Origin of the sequence: Psittacicella melopsittaci (assembly GCF_003585925.1) — a bacterium.
Lineage (GTDB): Bacteria > Pseudomonadota > Gammaproteobacteria > Enterobacterales > Psittacicellaceae > Psittacicella > Psittacicella melopsittaci.
Genome location: NZ_NRJH01000018.1, coordinates 78,674 through 99,926, shown reverse-complemented (window position 1 = coordinate 99,926; position 21,253 = coordinate 78,674). Strand labels below are relative to the sequence as shown.

The window sequence follows — 21,253 nt, the reverse complement described above, 5'->3', positions numbered from 1 at the left end:
ATCAGCAGGGGCTGGAGCAGATCAAACTACACCACCAGCAGGGACTGGAGCAGTTCAAACTACACCATCAGCAGGAGCTGTAGAAGGTGAAACTACACCACCAGCAGGAGCTGGAGCAGTTCAAACTACACCATCAGCAGGAGCTGGAGAAGGTGAAACTACACCATCAGCAGGAGCTGGAGAAGGTGAAACTACACCACCAGCAGGAGCTGGAGCAGTTCAAACTACACCATCAGCAGGAGCTGGAGAAGGTGAAATTACACCAACAGCAGGAGCTGGAGCAGTTCAAACTACACCATCAGCAGGAGCTGGAGCAGGTGAAATTACACCACCAGCAGGAGCTGGAGAAGGTGAAACTACACCAACAGCAGGAGCTGGAGAAGGTGAAACTACACCATCAGCAGGAGCTGGAGCAGGTCAAACTATACCAACAGCAGGAGCTGGAGCAGTTCAAGATACAACTGCACCTCAAGCTGGGGAAGGTCAATCTGATACAGCAACACTTGCAGAAGAAACTCAAGCTACTGTAGATGAGCAAAAGTTAGATGATGACGTTCTAAAAGAGACAATGGAGTTCCAAAACAAACAGAAAAACGAACACACTTCTTCAGATCAAAGTACACCAGAAAGTGTAAATAAGGAGAAGGAAAATGAGTAAAATCGTTACTCTCACAGCAACGAATGGTGAAACTATTCAGTTTGTTGAAGAGGTAAAAGCACAAGGGGGAATGAAAGATGTTATGTTCTCCCCTAACAAAGACTATGTTGTAGCATTTTTCCGTGAACCTGCAGATCAAGCAACTAAAGAACGTTTAGAGATGATCACTGGTATTTACCGCGAAAAAATCTTTCTTCAAGAAGGTGGTGATTATCTAAAAAACCTATTTTGTTGGCCAACGGCTGTAGTGGAATATCAAGGTAAATTAGGGGTAGTAAGCCCATTCTACCGTGATTGCTTCTTCTTTACTTATGGTAGTCGTAATAACGATATGCTAAATATTAAAGGTAAGGATAAAGACGGTAAATGGTTTGCGAGTGCCTCTAACCGAAGTAAATTCCTTGATCCAAGAGAGCTTGGCGATTGGATGCTACACTTAAAAGTTTGCCTAATGTTAGCACGTGCTGTACGTCGTATGCACATGGCGGGTTTAAGTCACAGTGATCTAGGTTATAAAAACTGCTTAATCGATCCAACTACAGGACAAGCTTGTTTAATTGATATCGATGGCTTAGTTGTACCTGGTAAACACCCACCTACAGTAGTAGGTACCCCTGACTTTATTGCCCCAGAAGTTGTGGCAACACAACATTTAGATAAAAAGGATCCTAAGCGTATTCTTCCAAGTCGTACAACTGACTTACATGCTTTAGCTGTACTTATCTACATGTATCTTCTCTATCGTCATCCATTACGTGGAGACAAGGTTCACGATGTTAACGATAGTCAACGTGATGAAGAGTTAGGTATGGGAGAAAAAGCTCTTTTCATTGAGCACCCTACTGATACTAGTAATCGTATTAAAGTACAAAATTTAAGAAAAAGCGATCTTCCTTGGAAAGATACGACAAAAATTCCGTATACAGCTACGGGTGTTTACTTAAGTGATCTATTTAAGCGTGCTTTTATAGATGGCTTACATAAACCAAATGCACGTCCAACTGCCGATGAGTGGGAAAGTGCTCTAGTTAAAACTGTAGACCTTTTACAACCTTGTCAAAACCCAGATTGTGAACAAAAATGGTTTGCTTTTGATAATTCAAGATCACCTAAATGTCCTTTCTGTGGTACAAGTCACAAAGGTAAGTTACCTGTTCTTAACCTTTATTCAGCAGCACCTAATGGAAGCTATAGACCTGATAATCATCGGATTATGGTTTATAACGGCCAGTCGCTGTTTAAATGGCATGTTGATAACAGCATTTTCCCAAATGAAAAACTAAAACCCGAAGATTCTAAACGGGTTGGTTACTTTGTTTTTCACCATGGGGATTGGTGGTTAGTTAACGAAAACCTTCCTGATATGGTGGACGTTAGATCTAAAAAACCTATTCCTATTGGTGGGAATGTGAAGTTAGAAAATAATGCACAAATTTTACTGAAAAAAGGTCAAGGTGGACGCCTAATAGTTGTTCAACTAGCGGGTGTTTAAGGATTTTAATTTTATTAACAACGGAGAAATAAACATGGCTATTTCATTAACTAAAGGACAAAACGTATCATTAAGTAGAACTGATCCAAGTTTAACTAATGTACTTGTAGGTTTAGGTTGGGATGCTCGTTCTACAAACGGCAATGACTTTGACTTAGATGCAAGTGTATTCTTAACTGGTGATAATGGTAAAGTTTTATCTGATAGTCATTTCGTTTTTTATAATCAACCAAAATCTCCTTGCGGAAGCGTACAACACACAGGTGATAACCTAACAGGTGACGGTGATGGTGATGACGAAAGCATTTTAGTTAACTTAAGCACTTTACCAGCAAATGTTACTTCAATTTTTATTACCGTAACTATTCACGAAGCTGAAGCACGTGGACAAAACTTTGGTCAAGTGAGCAATGCATTTATCCGTATTGTAAATGAAAACACTAATGAAGAGTTAGTAAGATTCGACTTATCTGAAGACTATAGTATTGAAACAGCAATGGTATTTGGTCAACTCTACCGTCACAATGGTGAGTGGAAATTCCGTGCTATAGGTCAAGGTTACCAAGGTGGTCTATTAGCTCTTTGTCAACAATATGGTGTAAACATCCGTTAATTAGGGAGGACTAATGGTTTCATTAAATAAGATTACTCTTGAAAAAAAGGGTGATTCTCATAAAATTGACCTCTCAAAATCAGCGGATAAACAGATTACTATCAACCTAAACTGGAACCAAAAAGAATCAAAGGGGTTCTTTTCTAGCCTCTTTAAGGATAAATCTATCGACTTAGATTTAGGTTGTTACTGGCAATTACAAGACGGTACTGCTTCTTTAATTGATGGCGTACAGTTTTCCCATGGACGTGGTGGTTCACGCAATACGCTAACTCGACAAGGTTGTTATACCCAAGCTCCTTGGGTATGGCACTGTGGCGATGACCGTAGTGGTAGCTCAGCTCAAGGGGAAAATATTCTTGTAAATCCAGCAGGTGCACATGAGTTAAGAAAACTAGTAATTTACTGCTTTATTTACGAAGGTGCAGCTAAATGGTCTGACTCAGATGCTGTAGTTACAGTAAAAGTACCTAATCAGCCAGAAATTGTTGTAGAACTAGGTAAACAAACCACAGATAAAAAGTTCTGTGTAATTGCTTCAATTGACTTCTATGGCTCACAAATGTCAGTTAGTAAAGAAGTTACCTTCTTTGATGGACATGCAGACTGTAGCCAATACTATAATTGGGGCTTTGCATTCACTGCGGGTTCAAAATAATCCTTTTATTCGAACGTGATAATTTAGCAACTAAGGTAGACTTAGGTCTACCTTAGTTTGCTAGATTTATATCTTAGAGTAACAAGCAGTAAAAATTTTGGCCTTTGGTAATTTGGGAAAAAGAATAACCAATCTTATTTTATCTTGACATTAAAAGCTAGCGAAGAGAGCTAAAGTTTAAATAAGATTGCTTGTTTGACTTTAAGAAATATCTGTAATAAAAATACTATAAATATTGGAGAAGATAATGGCGATTTCATTAACTAAAGGACAAAACATTTCCTTAAGTAGAACAGATCCTAATTTAAAAAATATCTTAATTGGTTTAGGTTGGGATGCGCGTGAAAGTGATGGACAAGACTTTGACTTAGACGCTAGTGTATTTATGACTGGTGCTGATCGTAAAGTTCCTTCAGATAGTTATTTTATTTTCTATAACCAATTAAAATCTCCATGTGGTGGTGTTGAGCATACTGGGGATAACCTTACAGGTGACGGTGATGGTGATGATGAAAGTGTAATTGTTCACCTTGATCGCATTGAAGAGAGAATTACTTCTCTATTTGTAACCGTAACTATTCATGATTATGAAATTCGTAAGCAAAACTTTGGTCAAGTAAGTAATGCTTTTATTCGTCTAGTAAATAATGATACAGGGGAAGAAATTGTAAGATTTGATCTTTCTGAAGATTATAGTACTGAGACGGCAATGGTATTTGGTGAAGTGTACCGTAGAAACGGAGAATGGAAATTCCGTGCTATAGGTCAAGGTTACCAAAACGGTCTATACGCACTATGTAAAAACTATGGTGTAGATGTAGAATAATAAGTTAGAGAGAATTATTAGGTAGACCTAGGTCTACCTTTTTTTTACATAAAAAAATACCTCAGAACGATTAATTTGGTTCTGAGGTAAAAGATTTAATCTGCAGTTTTTGTTAGCAGACAATAGTAAAAGCCATCGCCACCTTTTGCGGTATTGATTAACTGCACCCCTAGGTTAACATCTATCCTATAGTCAGAGTCTATATGTTGGTTAACAAATGGAGTTATGTCTTCTACTTGAGCATTTTTAACTTGGCTTAAGAATTTTTCTACTACTTGTTCATTTTCTTGCCCTAAGATAGAACACGAAGTATAGAGGAGTTTACCTCCAACCTTTAAGTAAGCCCAAGATTTTTCAAGAATTTGGAATTGAATTTGGGCTAAGCGCTCAATATCATCAGGAGTACGGAGCCATTTAATATCTGGATGACGACGAATCACTCCTGTTCCCGAGCAAGGAATATCTAAGAGCATTAGATCTACGCCAGGCTTAGTTGCAGGTTGCTCAAGTTTATGTTGAGCATAAGCTTGCTCTATAGACTTTTCGAGCCAGAATTCAGGATAGCGAGCGTCTGCAGCTACTACTTGAGCTTGTAATTTGAGGCGTTGCAGATTTTCATAAACACGTTTGAGACGAGTTTTATCTATATCTGTTGCAATCATAAGCGCTTGCGGAACAAGATCAAGGAGATGGGTAGTTTTTCCACCTGGAGAACAACAAGTATCCAGAATCACTGGCTGGGTTAGACTATTGTCTTTAGTTAAGATTAAACTTGCTAATTGGGCATGTAAATCTTGCACAGAAAATAGACCTTGTTCAAAGCCAGGAATATCGCGTACATCTAAAGCTTGAGGTAAGAGAATAGCCTGTTCGAGCTGAGGATGGCTAACATACTCTATTTGGGCAAAGGTTAATAACTGCTTAAATTTCTCAGGCGAAATTTTATCTCGATTAACTCTTAGCCACATAGGAGGATTGTCATTGAGCACTTTGAGCATTTGGCTAAATTGAGGTTCAGCTACACGTTCGCTGAGCAGGTTATTTAGCCATTTTGGGAGCAGGCTTACTTTACTACTTGCCTCTAATAGACTTTCTTTTTCACGTAAGAATTTACGTAGGCAAGCGTTAATTAAGGAAGCAACCCCTTTACCAAATAGTTGCTTAACTATTTCTACATTTTCATAGACAACGGCATGTTGTGCTTGGTTCATATAAATATCTTGATATAAACCTACCATGAGAATGTATTGAGCAAAATAGTGCTCTTTTTTAAATGACTTATCTAGCAGTTGATTACTAATATAGTTTAATTGCGGTAAATAACGTAAGACGCCATAAACTAAATTAGAGGCAAAACCTAGATCTTTGCCCTTTAAAGCTGGCTCAGTAACCCCTGAAAAGGATAATTTGTCTTCCAGCACTTTTTTAATGCTTAGAGCCGCCTGAAACCTTGGGTTTTCATAAAGTTCTTTTTTTACTTTACTTAAGCCATATTTTTCTAAGGCTTCGACATGGACAAAGTTTGCATTGCTCGGCAATTTCTTTGCATTGCTTGCATTATCACGCGAGTTTTTTGCCTTAGCTTTAGGGCGAGGAGAAAAATCTTTTTTAGGCTTAATATGAGAAAATGCCATGTTAAAACTTATTAATTAATTTGTTTACCAAGAGCTAAAAGATTTGGGTAACCATTACGTAAGCTCTTAATATCGGTTGGTTTTTTGCCAGGAAGCTGGACTTGAGTTATTTCTAAGTAGCTGTCATTAGCACAGCGTACATAGATAGCTTTATCGGTTTGTAAACTAATAGTTCCTACTTGCGCTGAAGCTAGTTCTTCATACTTAGAATTAGCTTTAACTTCATCGAGGTTAGTTACTGCTTGAGCTTGGACAATTTTAATATCTTGGTTTTCTTGTTCAGGATGAGCAAAGAATAAACCTGGCCAAGGCGTGTAAGCACGGAGTTTACGTTCTTGAGTAATTGCTTCTTGATTTGGATCAAAGCGACCACTTTCTTTTTTGATTTTACGCGTATAGGTTTTTTTAGGCTCAGGAACATTTAGCGGATCTTGAGGCTTAGCGTTATCAAGATAATGTTGGATGTTATCTAGCACTTTAATTAAAATAGGTCCGCCCATTTGCGATAATTTAGCAAAGAGAGTTTCTGAGGTTTCTTTGGCATCTACAGCCACTTCTTCGCGATAAAGAATATCACCTGTGTCTAGAGTTGCATCCATTTTGATAATACAAAAAGCAGTGCTAGTATCACCATTAGCAATAGTATTTTGCACTGGAGAAGCTCCACGACCAAATGGAAGAAGCGAAGGGTGCACATTGATTGACTTATAACGCGGAAAATCAATTAGTTCTATTGGTAAAATATCCCCAAAAGCAACTACTACCATTATATCAAAGTCTAGTTTTAGGAGCTCTTGGTAATTTTCTGGATGACGTAAAGAAGAAGTAAATTGATATACAGGAATATCACGGGCAACAGCAAGTTCTTTAACTTTAGTCATTTGAACTTTTTTGCCACGTCCCGATACTTTATCTGGCTGGGTAACTACACCAATTACTTGGTGATGCGAATTTAAAATAGGCTCGAGAAAAGACGCAGAAAAATCAGCGGTACCAGCAAATAAAACTTTTAAGGAATTAGAATTGCTCATATGCCTCTTACTTTAGGGGTTATACGGAAAAAGGAACAGATCTAGCTGTTCCTTGTAGACTATTTAAGACGCTGTAATTTTTTCTTATATTTTCTTACTTTGTCTATAGCTTGATTACGTTTAAAGCTATCTAAGTGATCAAAGAACATTACACCGTTTAAGTGATCTATTTCATGTTGAATACAAATAGCTAAAATGCCATCTGCTTCAAGCGTATGTTGTTGTCCTTGTGGATCATAGTAAACACAAGTAATGCGTTCGGCACGAGTTACATAATCACGTACATTAGGAACTGATAAACACCCTTCTTCAATTGCCGTTTCCCCTTGAGCAGAGGTAATCTCAGGGTTAATCATAATGTATTGTTTACTTTTGTCTTCAGTTACGTCAACAACAATAATACGTTTAGCTAAGTTTATCTGATTGGCTGCAAGACCTATACCTTCACTTGCATACATAGTGCGAAGCATTTTTTCGCCTAGAGCTTGCAGTTGTTCACCGAATTCTTCTTCGGTGTATTCTTGAGCGCGAGCTCGAAGAATATCTTCAGGATAAATTTCAATTTCAAAAATATCTGTAAGTGTATCTGTCATAATAAAATAAGAAGAAGCTTGATCTTCTCAAGAAGGATTTGAAGAGATTTTATGATGTAGATTTTAACATAAAGAGGCTCAAAAGTCTTTTAAGGAAAAGAGAAAAATTCAGTATAATAAAGAGTAAGAAAAACCTTTACAATTTAAACATATGGACTTTGAATTAGATTTTAACGAAATTGAAGTTGAGGTTACTGAGACTAAACCTAAAATAAAGCCCATCTCGGTTTCAGCTCTATTACAAATGATCTACGCTAACTTTAGGGATAGATTTTGGGGAGTATACTTAGTTGCCGAGATTTCAAGTTTTAAAACTTCAGGTCGTCATGCATATTTAACTTTAAAAGACACAGAAAACGATGCGGTAATCAGTGCCACTCTGTGGAATTATAAAACGAGCATTAAAGATTTTGCTACTCGAACAGGAAGCAGAGAAGAAGATTTTTGTGATGGAGCTACGGTTGAAGTATATGGGGAAATGACCGTATATGAAGCACGTGGTAGCATGCAATTAAATATTAACCGCATGCGGATTGCTGGAGGTGTAGGAGAACAGCTGGCAAAAATCCAACGCATAAAAGAATATATTCTTGCGCAAGGCTGGCAAAGAAGTGAAAATAAAAAGCCTATTCCTCCTTTTCCTAAAACTGTAGGGATTATCTCTTCTTCGGCAGCTGCGGGGGTAAAAGATATGCTCAAGGTCTTTGCTGATGAAGGGGCAGATATAAAAATTATTATCTATGAATGTAATGTGCAAGGTGTTAATGCTGTACCAACCATAGTTAATGCTCTACAAACAGCAAATAGTGAACAGCGTTGTGATTTACTGATTATAGGTCGTGGTGGCGGTGCCTTTGAAGATTTATTACCTTTTTCTGAACTCGAAGTAGTTGAGGCAGTAGTTAGATCACAAATTCCGATTATTTCGGCAGTAGGGCATGAGGTAGATAATCCTCTGACCGATTTAGTCGCAGATTTTTCTTGTGTAACGCCAACAGCAGCTGCTAAATATGTTTGTGCTGCCCGCGTGCAACTGCGGACAATTCTGGTTGCTAGCTATAGAGCGATAGAAAACGCTAAAAACAATTATTTTGCTAACTTACAACGCATAGTACAAAACTTTGATCAACGCGTTTCCTATCTTGATCCGTGCAAAAAAATTAGTCTATATCAACAGCAATTTGCTCAAGCTTTAGCTGAGTTAGATTTTAAATTTGTCAATAATTTACAACATCGTAGAGCGGCTTTAGGGCAAGTACAGCAAAGATTAGTCTATAACCTCCAGCAACGTTTTATTGGTTTTAATAATTATTTAAGTTCGATAAGACAGGAAGTAGAAAAATACAATCCGCAAAGAATTGTCTTTAGTTATAGTCAAACTCTAGCTAATTTAACCAATCTCTTAAGTAGTGCTTTTAATCGCAAGATTTTTACCTATAAAAACCAACTTATGCAGTATCAGGCTCAAGTTAGTGCTCTAGGCGAAAGTGCGATTTTAAAGCGTTCTTATGAGCTAAATTTAAGTGAAAATAGATTTAAGAGCCTAGATGTACTTAAGAGCCTAAATTACAAACAAGAGAACTTACAAAATTTAGAGCAAAAGCTTAAACAACATGCTCAAGCTAAGCTTTTAGGCAAACAGCAAAATCTAACCGAGCATCAAAGCAAAATTGCTCGTCTGGACTTAGGCCGTTATTTAGCCGAGTTAGAGCATAGGGTGCAAAACTTACAACAACAGCTCGAATTTAAAGTAAGTGGCTTATATCGGAAAAAAGCTAACCTGTTAAGCAATCTGGTGCAAAAAGTTGAAATGTATGACCCTAAACTGCCTTTATCTCGGGGTTATGCCATGATCGTTGCCCAAGATAATCGCCCTTTAACTTCAATTGAGCAGGTTAAAGAAAATCAACAAATTGAGATTTTAATGCAAGACGGTAGTTTAGAAGCTCATGTTAACCGCATTAACGCCCAAAGTGAATTTGGGCAAAAGCTCTCGGCAAGTAAAAATCTCGAAAAACTAAAAACCCTACTTGAGGAATTAAAAAGATAGAATTTTATGAGTGCAGTTGAAAGCGATGATTTTAAAGAAGACGATCTATTTAGTAGTCAAAATATCGCTAAATATGATCAAAATATAGATTTCTTGTTAAATGTTCCTGCCAATACTAAAGTTCCTCTGCGTTATACGCCTCCTGCCTTAAATTATGGGGGAGAAAAGGATAAAGAACCGAAAAAGCAAGCTCAAGAGCAAGACTATACTTTTACCCCGCTATTTGATTTAGAAGAGGAAGTTGTAACCAAACCAGAAAAGGCTCCTAAAGAATTTGTTGCTTCTCCGTTTAGTTATAACTGGAGTAAAGCTTCGGTAATCGATCAAATAGTTAAATTATTTCCCCCGAATATAAACTTTTTCTATGATGTATTTTCTGGGGCTGGTAATGTTGGTATTAATACTAATGCCAAGGTAATAACCTGTGTTGATACTAACTCTTGTATGACCCAGTTATTACAATTTTTACAAAAGCATGACTTTGAAAGTTTAAGTCGCACTATCGACTTTTTTACCGAAAGATATAATCTCTCTAACTCGGCTGCTTTTGGTTATGCCCATTACCAAACTACATCTAATGATGGTTTAAATGTTTATAACCGGGAAGCCTATTTAAAACTGCGCAGTGATTTTAATCATTTACTGCGTCAACTTCGCATTAAAAACTTTTTACGTTTTATTGCCGATCAAAATAAAGAACAGCAGTCTAGTTTACGAATTAATAAGGCAACTAAACAGCACAAGCCAAAGCTTCAATATACCGATGACTTATTAATTCGCTTACTAATGCTAATTATTTTTGGTTTTAATAGTTTTGCTCGTTTTAATAGCAGTGGCGAATTTAACCTTCCGGTAGGCAAGCGAGACTTTAGTTATAAAACGCGAGAAAAGTTTAAAGCTTTCTATGAAGCAACCAAAAACAAGCATATAGAGTTTGTAGAAAATAGCTTTTTAGATTTAGATATTAATCAGTTAATTCAAGAACAGGCTTTTGTCTTTTTAGATCCACCTTGTATTTTAAATCAAGAGGATTTACAAGTTTCGACTTGGAGTGAAAAAGACGAAGAGGAATTATATTTATTTATTGAAGAGTTAGATAAGAACCAAATTCAGTTTGCTTTATCAACTTATATTCAATTTAATGGTAGATATAATTATGCACTCTTAGACTGGTGTCATACGAATAGATTTAATATAAACTTTATTCGTCGCGATACCGATGGACAAGAGTTACATAGTGAAGAAGAGTTTGCCCGTCGAACTCTTGAGGTAGTAATTACGAACTATTTTTAAGTTTTTAGTTAATAGATCTTAACATCTAGGGTTTTATGTGGTATAAAAGTATAAGAGTATTTAAAAATATTAATTATTTTTATAAACTTAGAGTATTACTAAATAAGATTTAAGATTAACTAAAAATTTTGATCTAAGGGTGAATATTAATATGAGTTTAAAGGGCGCAGTTTGCAAAATCTGGGCTACTGTTAAGTTCTTTGTTTCAATCGTATTTAATGTATATGCTGTATTAGGTGTAGTCCTGTATTTATCAGCAACTGCTATCTACGATAAGTACACTGAAACTCAGTACCCACTCAAGTCATCTACTCCAAAGGATGCAGTAGTTTTATTAAATTTAACCTCAGGGGAAATTAATGAAACTTCAGTATATGGCACTCCTGCTAGTCGCTGGGCAAACTTATTTGTTAACAGCCGTAGCAATCGTTTTTCTTTTAGTGAGCAAGTTTATGCACTTAAACAAGCCGCTACTGATGAAAAAGTAAAAGGAGTTGCGGTAACTATTGCTGCTCGTCAGTGGAATGGTGCACAAGCATATGAAATCTCAGAAGCTTTATTAGAAGTGAGAAATGCGGGTAAACCTGTATATGTATTTATTCAGGGCTCGGCAACCAATTATGATTTACTAATTGCTTCGGCAGCTACCAAACGTTATGTATCTCCAGGTACTTTTGTAAGACCTGTAAGACCTATTTACGGTGCGGTATTTAATAAAGGTTTTTACGATAAATTTAAAATTGACTTTGTTGGTCAACGTGTATCTTTATATAAAGATTTAATTCTTGATGATGTTAAATATCAAGTAGACCAAGATGTAAAATCAACTTATGATTCTTTCTATCAAATTTATCTTGATACCATTAAAACTGTAGCAGCTAACTATGATAAACAAGTAACTGACTTTGATTTATCAGACGAGGCACTATTAAAATTATTTAAAGAATACAAAGGTAACTTTGCTCAAGCATTTACAGACCAAGGTTGGTTTGATGGGGTAGTTACCAAAGCGGATTTTGATTCTCTTGTGGCAGAAGAAGTGCAAGGTAATGCAAGAAATAAAAAATTACCTAACTACTTTAGTTTAGCTTCTTATGCTTCGGCAATTGAAAATCCTCTTTTTGATCTCAACGCAAGTCGCAATAAAGATCACATTGCCTATGTAGCTTTAGTAGGAGATGTGGTATCTCGTGGTACAGCTCCTGATGTTATCTCAATTAACAATACTCTAAGATACTTACGTGCAATTTACTATAATGCAAATAATGTAAAAGCTTTAGTTTTACGTATTGACTCTCCAGGCGGCTCGGCTTCAACTGGGGTAACTATTCGTCAAGCAATTGATGATATTCGTGCTAAAGGTATTCCTGTAGTAGTTTCGCAAGGTTATCTTGCAGCTTCGGCAGGTTACATGTTATCTTCAGGTAGTGATTACATCTATGCTTCACCTACAACCATTACAGGTTCGATCGGGGTAGTAATCACTGGTTACAATGTTAACCGCTTTATTGAACAATTTGATATCCATGCAGATGCACAAGGTTATGGTAAACAATTTGCTACTGGCTTTAGAATTCCATACTTTGTTGCAGGTTGGGCAAACCCATATGGCGATCAAGTGAAAAACCTGTGGAAAGCTGGCATTACTAATTCTTATCATCATTTTATTTCTCAAGTTTACGAAGGTCGTAAATCTCACTTTGACTCTTTAGAAGCAGTACACCGCGTATCTCAAGGTCACATTTGGGGTGGTACAGATGCTAAAACTTTAGGTTTAGTAGACGGCTTTGGTAGTGTACCTGAAGCGGTAAACAAAGCTCGCGAACTTATTGTTTTATATCAAAACGAACGTGAAGAAGACAAGTTCTCTAGGGGTACGCTCAATGAAGTTAAAGTTGAAGATATTGATAAACTACCTGTAGTTTATTACAACGCAGGACGTCGTTATTCAATTACTGGTGATACTTTAACTACACGTGTTTTAAATACATTTGATGTAGTTACTGGGGGATATTTTAGTTCTGTTGTAAATCTAGTGAACAACTTAATTGCACCAGAAGATCAAGTGTTTGGTACTTACCAAGCTCGTGTTGATGATAGTTTAATTTCTCCTAACCAAGGCCAATAGTAGATAGAGGATAATTTATGTTAAAGAAATTATTATATGTATTATGGCTGCTGGTTAAAACGGTGTATAAAGCTGTATCATGGGTAGTATTTACTCTATTTGCAGTTTTTGGTTTACTCGTAGTAGTATTAGCACTTTACCTAAGCCAAAATTCAAAATTATTAACCGCTCAAGTTGATCAAAAATTTGAGGGAGAAAAATTCTTATACTTAGATTTAAATGCAGTAACGGAAAAATCAGCTCGTTCTCCAGGTTACTATAACCTAGCTTTAAATCTAGGCTTTGATGTACCTAGTCAAGTTTCAATTGCTACTTTACGTCAAGTGTTTGAGGCTGCTGCCAAAGACGATCGTATTAAAGGAATTGTAATTGATGTTGATCGTGGTGACTTTGAAACCTTTGCAATTTACGAAGAATTAGATCGTGCAATTGTAAAATTCAAACAAGATACAGATAACAAAAAACCTGTAATTGGTTATTCTGTTTACTGGTCTTTAGGTGATCTAGTTGCTTTACGCCATGCAGATACTTTAATTACGGATAAAGTAGGTGGCTTTAGTGTAAATTCAGTAGTAAGTTCATTTTTCTTAAAAGACTTCTACCAAACTTACGGCATTAAAGACTACTCTTTCCAAACAGGTAAATATGGTTTATCTGCTTTAAGATCACAATCTGGCTTTAGCGAAGATAACCAAACTTCGATTAACAACATTGCTCTAGTGCCAGTTGACTATGCTTTTGCGGATATCAATGAAGCACGTACGCAAGCACACCCAGACAAGCCTTTAGTAATAAAACCAGAAGAAAATTTTGCTTACCAGTCTTTAGTAAACGACTCGTATAGTTTAAAAAGTCATGCAGAATTATATGTAGAAAGAGGCTTATATGATAAAGCTCTTTCTCGCTTCCAATGGGGTGATTACTTACGTGAGCTAGCGGGAGTTGATGAGGATAAATTCCCTAAATTAGTATATTTAGATGAATACTTATCTGACAAACGTGTTCGTGATGCCGAAGATAAAACTGATTACTCAAGCAAAGATTATTACTTAACTTACTACTACTCAGGTATCTTTGGTCAACAAGGAGCTGGGGTTAATGCTAATGATGTAGCTTCTGCTCTTTTAGGTCGTACGGTATTAGCAAGAGCTCCTGCTGAAGGTAAAGGTAAAGTAAAAGGTATAGTTTTACGTTTAGATTCAATCGGTGGAGCTTTACCTGACTCTCAAGTACTTTTCAGTGCTTTACGTCAAATTTCTGAATCAGGTGTACCAGTTGTTGTTTTAACAGGTGATGGTCTTTTAGGTTCAGCTTATTTAGCTGCAACTGGAGCAGATGCAATTATTGCCTCTAAATATGTACCAGTAGGTGGTATTAATACTTCTTCGACTTTACTTGATACTACTGATGCTTTACGTGCGTTTTATAATATGAACCCTTCATATTTCAAAGGCTCACAATTAGTAGCACCTGGTGGTAGTTTACCTTTCCCATTAGGTTTAGTAGTAAACAATGCTTCATCTTTAGTTTCACCTGAGTTTGTAGAATATCGTCAAGTTATTGCTCAAGGTCAATATGAAACTGCAGTTGAACAATTTGCGCAAGCAAGAAAACTTGATGCTGAACAAGTAAGTAAAGTAGATCAAGGTCGTGTATTTACAGGTCAACAAGCTCTTGAATTAAAACTTGTTGATGATGTAGGTGGTATTGACCAAGCTTTTGCTTATTTAGATAAACTAAATAAAGAAAAAGATGAAAACTTTGATGCAAGTGCAATCGTTAAGTACGAAGCTAACCCAGACGACGCTCCATATAGCTCAGTACTGGCAACTTTAAACTCTGAGCTTCAAGCTTATAGAGATTTCCAAGTACGTCAAGCTTTAAATCTTTCGCAAACAGCTTATCAAGTATTAAAATTCGAACAACAAAATGCTGGTGCTATTTTAAGTATTTGTGAAGTTTGCTTAACGCCAACAGCAAAAAATACTGCTCCTTTAGCAGAAAGCAAATACAGCCAATTTAACAGCTATTTTAATGAATTATTAGTACGTATTACTCGTTAATAGAGTAGCTAAAAATCTCACTCCTGCGGGAGTGAGATTATTTTTAACTGGTACTAAAAATATTTTCGCCTTACCTTTTTATATGTTAAAATTAACAACATAAGATAAAAGTTCAAGCAAACCCATAGGTTTTTCTTAGCATGTTAGATCAAAATATCTTTGGCACCTGTTTGTCATTTTTCTTGGCAATTTTTGCTATCACAAACCCACTTAGTGGTTTGACCGTATTTATAAGTTTAACTTCTAATTTATACCCGAGAGAAAGAAACAAGGTTGCAATTTTAGCAACTATTTCTATTTTTGTGATTATTATCGTTTCGATGCTCTTAGGGTCATATATTCTTCAATTTTTCGGTATTTCCAATAGTGCCTTTAGACTTGCTGGGGGCTTAGTTATTGCTAATGCTGCCTTTCCTATGTTAAAAGGGGCTATGAGTAGCCAAAAACAAAATGAAGAAGAGAGAAATGAACTTAAAAAGGCAACTCAAGATGATTCGAATTTTCAACCTTCAAGTATTGCCGTAGTCCCTTTAGCTCTTCCTCTAATTGCAGGTCCTGGAGCTATTTCTACAGCCGTTCTTTGGGCTGAACGTGTAGAAAATATTTGGGTTTTATTAGCTCTAATAGTTACAACTCTGGTTTATTCAGTGATTGTATATTTTATGTTCTATGTTTCTCCTTATATCACAAGATTTTTAGGGCAAACTGGAATTAACGTTATTACCCGAGTAATGGGCTTATTTATGCTTGCTATAGGTGTGCAAGCAGTTATTTCTAGTTGTATAGATTTAATGCCTTCATTATTCATTAAGTAAAAGAATATCCTCTCAATTTTTTTGAGAGGATATTTTATTTTTGCCGTACAATAAAAGATGTACCTTTATATCTAGGAGAAAAAAAATGGAATTTGCTCAAGTGTTACGCCAACGTAAATCTGTACGTGCCTTTCAATCGACTTTATTAACTCAAGCACAAATTAATTTAGTGTTAGAAGAAGCTCAACTAGCTCCTTCATCACAAAACACTCAACCTTGGCAAGTGCATATAGTGTCAGGCAATAAACTAGCTCAATTACAAGAGTTATTTTGCCAATTATGGGATAAGCAAGAATTAACTCCTGACTTTACTTATGGGCTAGATGCTTATCCTGAAGAGAATAAAGTAAGAGCACAAGAAACGGCTAAACTTTTTGCTGATGTAAGAAATATATACCGTGGTGATAAAGAAGCGAGATTTAATGCAATCAAAGAAAATTACTTTTATGGAGCTCCGCATGCAGCCTTTTTCTTTTTCCCAAGTGTAGGTGACAATGTACGTCTTGCTTTTGATTTAGGTTTATATGTGGAAAACTTTTTACTGTCCTTAACTAACCATGGTTTTGCAGGTGTACCTCAAACTATGCTTACGGTTTTTGCTGAGCCTTTACGTGAGATTCTGGGCGTTGAGCCAAACTACAAATTAATTATTGGCGTATCTTTTGGTTATGAGGATCATAATGCTCCAGTTAACCAAGTTAAATCAACACGTGTGCCAGTAGAGCAAGTTGTTAAGTTTCATCAATAATTAAAATAAAAATCAGCAAAGTTTTTCAAAAAAATTATTTAAACAGTGCTAAAATACATGTACATATCTGAACCTTTTAACTTGTCTTAGAAGGCGAAGTTATAATTTCCACTTTTTAAGTAATTTTGAGGTTTTTTGTGAAAACTAAATTATCAACTCTATCAGTTGCTGCTCTAGCGGCTTTATCTTTAGCTGCATGTTCTACTGCTCCTAAAACAGCAGAACCAGTAACAACTTTAACTCCTCCTCAAGTAGCTGGTACTTATTTAGTGTCTGCAACAGCTTGGGTGCAAAATGCAGGAGAATATCGTGCTTTAGCTTATCAAGCGTTTAATACAGCTACTGTAGCTTTTGATAAAGCAAAAAGAGTACCTGGTAAAGCAAAAGCTGTTGTAGTTGACTTAGATGAAACTATGATCGACAATAGTGGTTTCCAAGGTGGAATTGCTAAATATGGTATTCCGTACAATTCTAAAAACTGGAGAAAATGGGAGCAAACAGGTAAACCAACAGCTATTCCTGGCGCACTTGAGTTTGCTCAACATGTAGTAAAAAATGGTGGGGTTGTATACTATGTATCTAACCGTACACAAGAAAATATCGAATATACTAAAGCTACTCTAATTGCTTTAGGTTTCCCTGGTGTATCTAATGATACAGTTTTACTAAAAGGCTCAGTTTCTACAAAAGAACCTCGTTTTGCCCAAGCGCAAGCTAAAAGTAATGTAGTAGTTTACGTAGGGGACAACTTACGTGATTTCCCAGGTGCAGGGCAATATACAACTACAGAAACTCGTAATGCTTGGGTAGATGCAAACAAAGCTAATTTTGGTAGCAAATACATTGTTATTCCAAACCCAATGTATGGTAACTGGTTAAGTTCTTTAGCTACAGATTTCTATAAAAACAGTTTAGCGCAACAAAATAAACTAGTTTTAGAAGCAATTGAAGCTTGGGACTTATCTAACTATCAATAGTTAGACAATTTTGTGCCCCTTACATTTTAAATGCAAGGGGCTTTATTTATACTTATAAAAATGACCAGAGAACAAGCTTTTACGGCAGCCTTAATTTTACTTATTTGTCTTGGTGAAGATGAGGTTAGCCAAATTGAAATAGATGTTAATTTTTACTCTGCTGAACAAATTTTTGGCCAACAGCTAGTTGGTGCTTTAATTTGGCAGCAGCAGTCAGCCGAATATCAGGCAGTTTGCTATCAAATTTTTAACCAAGCTAAAAGTGCGCTAAAGCAACTTGAAGTAGGAAGTATTTTAATTGATATAGATGAAACTCTGCTCGATAATTCTTTATTTGAGGCAGGCTTAAGTGTTCATGGCCTAGGCTATAAGCAAGAGTATTGGGATTATTGGGAAACCCATGGTACTCCAGGTCTAGTGCCGGGAGCTTTAGATTTTGTTTTAACGGCACATAAGCAAGGCTTTAAAATCTATTATGTTTCCAATCGCTATGGCGGCAATTTACAAGCAACTATAGATATTTTACAAAAGTTAGGTTTTCCTGAGGTAAACAAGCACACAGTGCTGTTACAATATACTTACGACTATGCCCAAACTAAACAAGAAAGAATTGCCCGCGTTTGCCAAAGAGAAAAAGTGGTAATGTATGTTGGCGACATGATTGATGATTTTTATACAGGGCAAGAGTATACTACAAATGCCCAACGCAAGGAGTGGGTTGCAGAACATAAACAAGAGTTAGGCTGTAAGTATATAATTTTACCTAATCCTGTCTATGGTAACTGGATGACTCTTTTAACGCCAGACTTTTATGGCAATAAGCTTAGTGAACAAAATAAAATAGCTGTTGCTACGCTTTTAGCTTGGGAACTTAGTAACTACGCACAATTTTTCTATGACAAAAAGCAACGCCCAACTAATTAATGAATTTATTCATTATATTTCCGTAGTTGAGCAAAAAAGCGAAAATACCGTAACTTCTTACTACTATAACTTAGCCAGTTTTTTTCAGTGGAATAGTGAGCAAGGCAATCAATCCTTTTTGCACTTCGAGACAGTGAGCCTTAATGCCTATTTAGCTCAACATTATGAGCAAGGGATTTCGGTTAATACCTTACGCCACTGGCTAGTGACCTTACGGAGATTTTTTCAGTTTTTATTGCTCAAAGGATATATAAGCAAAGATCCTACTTTACGCATGGCTTTACCTAAAGCCATAAAACCTAAGATGCTCTATTTAACCGAAGAGCAAATGCAACTGCTGTTAGCTCAACCTGACTTATCTAAAGGTAAAGGACTTAGAGATAGAGCCATGTTAGAGTTAATCTATTCTTCGGGCTTACGTATTTCCGAGCTCTTAAATTTAACGTTTAATCAAATTGACAAAGAAAATCGTGCCTTAAGAGTTAAGGGGAAGGGAGCCAAAACGCGCATAGTTCCTATGAGTGAGTCAGCTTTTGCGTATTTAAATGACTATTTGACTTTGTATCGCCACCAACAACAAGTGGCAAGCGAATATGTTTTTGCCAATGCCCAAGGCAATCCTATGACCAGAATGAATTTTTGGCAAAGAATTCGTGCTTATGCCCAAAAATGTTTTACCTTTGATTTAAGTGGCTTTGGTCCTCATAGTTTGCGTCATACTTTTGCTACTCATTTACTTAATCATGGAGCTGATATACGTAGTGTGCAAACTCTATTAGGGCATTCGAGCTTACAAGCGACCCAAGTTTATACTCATGTGGCACAAGAGCAAATTAAGCAATTGCACTCTAACTTTTCTCGACAAAAGTTACCAAATTTATCTCAACTTAAACAAAAGAAAAAAGGATAAATTTGCTTAAAATATGGTACTTGTGCTATAATGGCATATGAATTTTTCTTAATCTCAGGTTTTCGGGGCTGTTCTGGATTCGACGGGATTGTGAAGTTTCAGAATCATGTAGAGTGGGAAGACTCTTAAATAACTTCAAATTAAATATAAATGCAAAAGATGCGTTTTTTGGCCGTTCAACAAACAACGGCGTAGCTTTAGCAGCTTAATAACCTGATCTAAAGCGGTCGGTGTGGATTTCCACTAGCGATGAAACACCCACTTTTATAATTATCCTTAGCTAGTGAATAGTAATTGAGTTTTGATGGGGCTTGTTACTATTATTTACCATCTAGCGATGTAGATTTTGTTTTATTTTTTACTACTAGCGAAATTCTAAATAAAACTAAACATGTAGTATTCTGTAATGGAGTGATTTCGGACAGGGGTTCAAATCCCCTCAGCTCCACCAATTTTTATGTCTTTATGACAAAGAAATATCGCAAACACCAAAAACTCCCAATTCGTGAAGCAAAATGGAAGTGGGAATATCTCCATAGCAAGTACCTTAAAGGGGTCAATATAACCAAATATATTGAATCTGAAATGGTACGTACCTTTTCCTTGGATTTAATTAATGCTCGAGAAAACCCTGAAGCTATAGAAGCATGGGTAGAAAATCATCTTAACCCAGCTTTAGTTAAAAGCTTAGACATGGCAGTACGAGCAAGAAGAAAACGCAATAACGATAATGAAAATCTTATCTATGCCAAAAAGAGTATTTTCTTAGAATTTGAGGCGTGGGAAGCTTTATCCACTTATGCTAAAGAACACAATGTTAGTTTAAGTGAAGCGATTTTATTACTATTTAAAGAAAAAAAGAACTAGGCAATTGACCTAGTTCTTTTTTAAATTTTAAAAAAAGCCTAGATCTAGTGATCTAGGCTTATTTTTTATTAGTCTAAACGTAATAATTCGTTAATACCAACTTTGCTGCGAGTTTTTGCGTCAACTTTTTTCACGATAACTGCACAGTATAAGCTGTATTTACCATCTTTAGAAGGTAGGCTACCTGAAACTACTACTGAACCTGCAGGTACACGACCATAGTAGATTTCACCTGTTTCACGGTCATAGATTTTTGTTGATTGACCAATGAATACACCCATAGAGATTACCGAACCTTCTTCAACGATTACCCCTTCAACAATTTCAGAACGAGCACCGATAAAACAGTTATCTTCGATAATTGTTGGGTTAGCTTGTAATGGTTCTAAAACACCACCAATACCTACACCACCAGATAAGTGTACGTTTTTACCGATTTGTGCACATGAACCTACAGTTGCCCATGTATCAACCATGGTACCTTCGTCAACATATGCACCAATGTTTACGTAAGAAGGCATTAAGATTACATTTTTTGCTACGTGTGCACCTTTACGTGCAACTGCATTAGGTACTACACGTACACCTGCTTGAGCAAAGTCTTCTTGCGTGTAAGATTTGAATTTTGTATCAACTTTATCGTAGTAATTTGTTGAATCACCTTCAATAATTTGATTTTCTTTGATACGGAAAGAAAGTAAAACAGCCTTTTTTAACCATTGGTGAGTTACCCAGTTGCCATCAATTTTTTCAGCAACACGTAAAACACCTTTATCTAATTGGTTAATTACATATTCAACAGCTGCTTTTAAATCATCGCTTGCTGTTTGAGGATTAATAGAAGCTCTGTTTTCGAATTCAGCTTCAATAAAAGCTTGTAATTCAGCAAGATTGTAAGACATACTTAACCTTTAAATTTAAAATAAAAAAATAAATCTAACTAAAAATAAAATTTCTAGCCCTGTAAATGATA

The 21,253-nt window shown here is 36.2% G+C and carries 19 protein-coding genes and 1 other RNA gene; 16 read left to right on the top strand and 4 right to left on the bottom strand.

The annotated features are described in order from the left end of the window. From CJP74_RS08285 to CJP74_RS02530, 5 genes are all read left to right on the top strand, one after another. Window positions 1-658: hypothetical protein (locus CJP74_RS08285; RefSeq protein WP_427909962.1), on the top strand; the 658-nt coding region annotated here is incomplete at its 5' end. Continuing rightward, window positions 651-2,150, top strand: coding sequence for a helix-hairpin-helix domain-containing protein (locus CJP74_RS02545; protein WP_119496714.1), 1,500 nt, complete (start codon window positions 651-653; stop codon window positions 2,148-2,150). The genes CJP74_RS08285 and CJP74_RS02545, both read left to right, overlap by 8 nt. 34 nt (window positions 2,151-2,184) lie before the next feature. Continuing rightward, entirely contained in the window at window positions 2,185-2,763 is a 579-nt protein-coding gene (locus CJP74_RS02540; protein WP_119496713.1) for a TerD family protein, read from the top strand. Between the two features lie 13 nt (window positions 2,764-2,776). Next, on the top strand, window positions 2,777-3,421 hold the full coding sequence (locus CJP74_RS02535) for a stress protein (RefSeq protein WP_119496712.1): 645 nt from the start codon (window positions 2,777-2,779) through the stop codon (window positions 3,419-3,421). 247 nt (window positions 3,422-3,668) lie between these two features. Next, window positions 3,669-4,247 (top strand): TerD family protein, encoded by a 579-nt coding sequence (locus CJP74_RS02530; RefSeq protein ID WP_119496711.1) that lies wholly within the window; start codon window positions 3,669-3,671, stop codon window positions 4,245-4,247. Window positions 4,248-4,342: 95 nt separating this feature from the next. Here the strand turns inward: CJP74_RS02530 and rsmB are convergent, their stop codons facing one another. From rsmB to def, 3 genes are read right to left on the bottom strand one after another with little or no spacing between them, the layout of a single operon-like run. Next, window positions 4,343-5,881, bottom strand: a complete 1,539-nt coding sequence (rsmB, locus tag CJP74_RS02525) for a 16S rRNA (cytosine(967)-C(5))-methyltransferase RsmB (protein WP_119496710.1) — start codon at window positions 5,879-5,881, stop codon at window positions 4,343-4,345. 11 nt (window positions 5,882-5,892) lie between these two features. Further along, window positions 5,893-6,912 carry a methionyl-tRNA formyltransferase gene (gene fmt, locus CJP74_RS02520; protein WP_119496709.1) on the bottom strand — a complete coding sequence of 340 codons (1,020 nt, stop codon included), beginning with the start codon at window positions 6,910-6,912 and terminating at the stop codon, window positions 5,893-5,895. A 59-nt stretch (window positions 6,913-6,971) separates the two neighbouring features. Next, on the bottom strand, window positions 6,972-7,505 hold the full coding sequence (def, locus tag CJP74_RS02515; protein ID WP_119496708.1) for a peptide deformylase: 534 nt from the start codon (window positions 7,503-7,505) through the stop codon (window positions 6,972-6,974). Window positions 7,506-7,656: 151 nt separating this feature from the next. Here def and xseA point away from each other — a divergent pair, with 151 nt between their 5' ends. The 11 genes from xseA to CJP74_RS02460 all read left to right on the top strand — a co-directional run bounded on the left by xseA (window position 7,657) and on the right by CJP74_RS02460 (window position 20,280). Continuing rightward, window positions 7,657-9,555: an exodeoxyribonuclease VII large subunit gene (gene xseA / locus CJP74_RS02510; protein WP_119496707.1), complete on the top strand. Its 1,899-nt coding sequence runs from the start codon at window positions 7,657-7,659 to the stop codon at window positions 9,553-9,555. A 6-nt stretch (window positions 9,556-9,561) separates the two neighbouring features. Continuing rightward, window positions 9,562-10,848: a DNA adenine methylase gene (locus tag CJP74_RS02505; RefSeq protein WP_119496706.1), complete on the top strand. Its 1,287-nt coding sequence runs from the start codon at window positions 9,562-9,564 to the stop codon at window positions 10,846-10,848. Between the two features lie 151 nt (window positions 10,849-10,999). Continuing rightward, window positions 11,000-12,976 (top strand): S49 family peptidase, encoded by a 1,977-nt coding sequence (locus CJP74_RS02500; RefSeq protein ID WP_119496705.1) that lies wholly within the window; start codon window positions 11,000-11,002, stop codon window positions 12,974-12,976. A 17-nt stretch (window positions 12,977-12,993) separates the two neighbouring features. After that, window positions 12,994-15,039 (top strand): S49 family peptidase, encoded by a 2,046-nt coding sequence (locus CJP74_RS02495; RefSeq protein WP_119496704.1) that lies wholly within the window; start codon window positions 12,994-12,996, stop codon window positions 15,037-15,039. 140 nt (window positions 15,040-15,179) lie between these two features. Further along, window positions 15,180-15,854, top strand: a complete 675-nt coding sequence (locus CJP74_RS02490; protein WP_119496703.1) for an NAAT family transporter — start codon at window positions 15,180-15,182, stop codon at window positions 15,852-15,854. A gap of 85 nt (window positions 15,855-15,939) precedes the next feature. Then, window positions 15,940-16,602, top strand: a complete 663-nt coding sequence (locus CJP74_RS02485) for a nitroreductase (RefSeq protein WP_119496702.1) — start codon at window positions 15,940-15,942, stop codon at window positions 16,600-16,602. Between the two features lie 137 nt (window positions 16,603-16,739). Continuing rightward, window positions 16,740-17,579 carry a 5'-nucleotidase, lipoprotein e(P4) family gene (locus CJP74_RS02480; protein WP_222986857.1) on the top strand — a complete coding sequence of 280 codons (840 nt, stop codon included), beginning with the start codon at window positions 16,740-16,742 and terminating at the stop codon, window positions 17,577-17,579. Between the two features lie 60 nt (window positions 17,580-17,639). After that, entirely contained in the window at window positions 17,640-18,503 is an 864-nt protein-coding gene (locus tag CJP74_RS02475; protein ID WP_222986856.1) for a 5'-nucleotidase, lipoprotein e(P4) family, read from the top strand. Beyond that, window positions 18,475-19,413, top strand: a complete 939-nt coding sequence (locus CJP74_RS02470) for a tyrosine recombinase (protein WP_119496699.1) — start codon at window positions 18,475-18,477, stop codon at window positions 19,411-19,413. The genes CJP74_RS02475 and CJP74_RS02470 overlap by 29 nt, the downstream gene beginning before the upstream one ends. Window positions 19,414-19,477: 64 nt before the next feature. After that, window positions 19,478-19,864: a transfer-messenger RNA gene (gene ssrA, locus CJP74_RS02465) on the top strand. A 14-nt stretch (window positions 19,865-19,878) separates the two neighbouring features. Further along, a complete protein-coding gene (locus CJP74_RS02460; protein ID WP_119496698.1) occupies window positions 19,879-20,280 on the top strand; it encodes a Ter macrodomain-binding protein MatP in 402 nt (133 codons plus the stop codon). 68 nt (window positions 20,281-20,348) lie between these two features. On the opposite strand, the gene dapD is transcribed toward CJP74_RS02460, so the two are convergent. After that, window positions 20,349-21,182 carry a 2,3,4,5-tetrahydropyridine-2,6-dicarboxylate N-succinyltransferase gene (dapD, locus tag CJP74_RS02455; RefSeq protein WP_119496697.1) on the bottom strand — a complete coding sequence of 278 codons (834 nt, stop codon included), beginning with the start codon at window positions 21,180-21,182 and terminating at the stop codon, window positions 20,349-20,351. Window positions 21,183-21,253 lie beyond the last annotated feature (71 nt).

What these genes read in the sequence shown, in the direction of transcription:
- CJP74_RS02545 (WP_119496714.1), top strand. Translation starts at nt 651, where the DNA reads ATGAGTAAAATCGTTACTCTCACAGCAACGAATGGTGAAACTATTCAG.
- CJP74_RS02540 (WP_119496713.1), top strand. Translation starts at nt 2,185, where the DNA reads ATGGCTATTTCATTAACTAAAGGACAAAACGTATCATTAAGTAGAACT.
- CJP74_RS02535 (WP_119496712.1), top strand. Translation starts at nt 2,777, where the DNA reads ATGGTTTCATTAAATAAGATTACTCTTGAAAAAAAGGGTGATTCTCAT.
- CJP74_RS02530 (WP_119496711.1), top strand. Translation starts at nt 3,669, where the DNA reads ATGGCGATTTCATTAACTAAAGGACAAAACATTTCCTTAAGTAGAACA.
- rsmB (WP_119496710.1), bottom strand. Translation starts at nt 5,881, where the DNA reads ATGGCATTTTCTCATATTAAGCCTAAAAAAGATTTTTCTCCTCGCCCT.
- fmt (WP_119496709.1), bottom strand. Translation starts at nt 6,912, where the DNA reads ATGAGCAATTCTAATTCCTTAAAAGTTTTATTTGCTGGTACCGCTGAT.
- def (WP_119496708.1), bottom strand. Translation starts at nt 7,505, where the DNA reads ATGACAGATACACTTACAGATATTTTTGAAATTGAAATTTATCCTGAA.
- xseA (WP_119496707.1), top strand. Translation starts at nt 7,657, where the DNA reads ATGGACTTTGAATTAGATTTTAACGAAATTGAAGTTGAGGTTACTGAG.
- CJP74_RS02505 (WP_119496706.1), top strand. Translation starts at nt 9,562, where the DNA reads ATGAGTGCAGTTGAAAGCGATGATTTTAAAGAAGACGATCTATTTAGT.
- CJP74_RS02500 (WP_119496705.1), top strand. Translation starts at nt 11,000, where the DNA reads ATGAGTTTAAAGGGCGCAGTTTGCAAAATCTGGGCTACTGTTAAGTTC.
- CJP74_RS02495 (WP_119496704.1), top strand. Translation starts at nt 12,994, where the DNA reads ATGTTAAAGAAATTATTATATGTATTATGGCTGCTGGTTAAAACGGTG.
- CJP74_RS02490 (WP_119496703.1), top strand. Translation starts at nt 15,180, where the DNA reads ATGTTAGATCAAAATATCTTTGGCACCTGTTTGTCATTTTTCTTGGCA.
- CJP74_RS02485 (WP_119496702.1), top strand. Translation starts at nt 15,940, where the DNA reads ATGGAATTTGCTCAAGTGTTACGCCAACGTAAATCTGTACGTGCCTTT.
- CJP74_RS02475 (WP_222986856.1), top strand. Translation starts at nt 17,640, where the DNA reads ATGACCAGAGAACAAGCTTTTACGGCAGCCTTAATTTTACTTATTTGT.
- CJP74_RS02470 (WP_119496699.1), top strand. Translation starts at nt 18,475, where the DNA reads ATGACAAAAAGCAACGCCCAACTAATTAATGAATTTATTCATTATATT.
- CJP74_RS02460 (WP_119496698.1), top strand. Translation starts at nt 19,879, where the DNA reads ATGACAAAGAAATATCGCAAACACCAAAAACTCCCAATTCGTGAAGCA.
- dapD (WP_119496697.1), bottom strand. Translation starts at nt 21,182, where the DNA reads ATGTCTTACAATCTTGCTGAATTACAAGCTTTTATTGAAGCTGAATTC.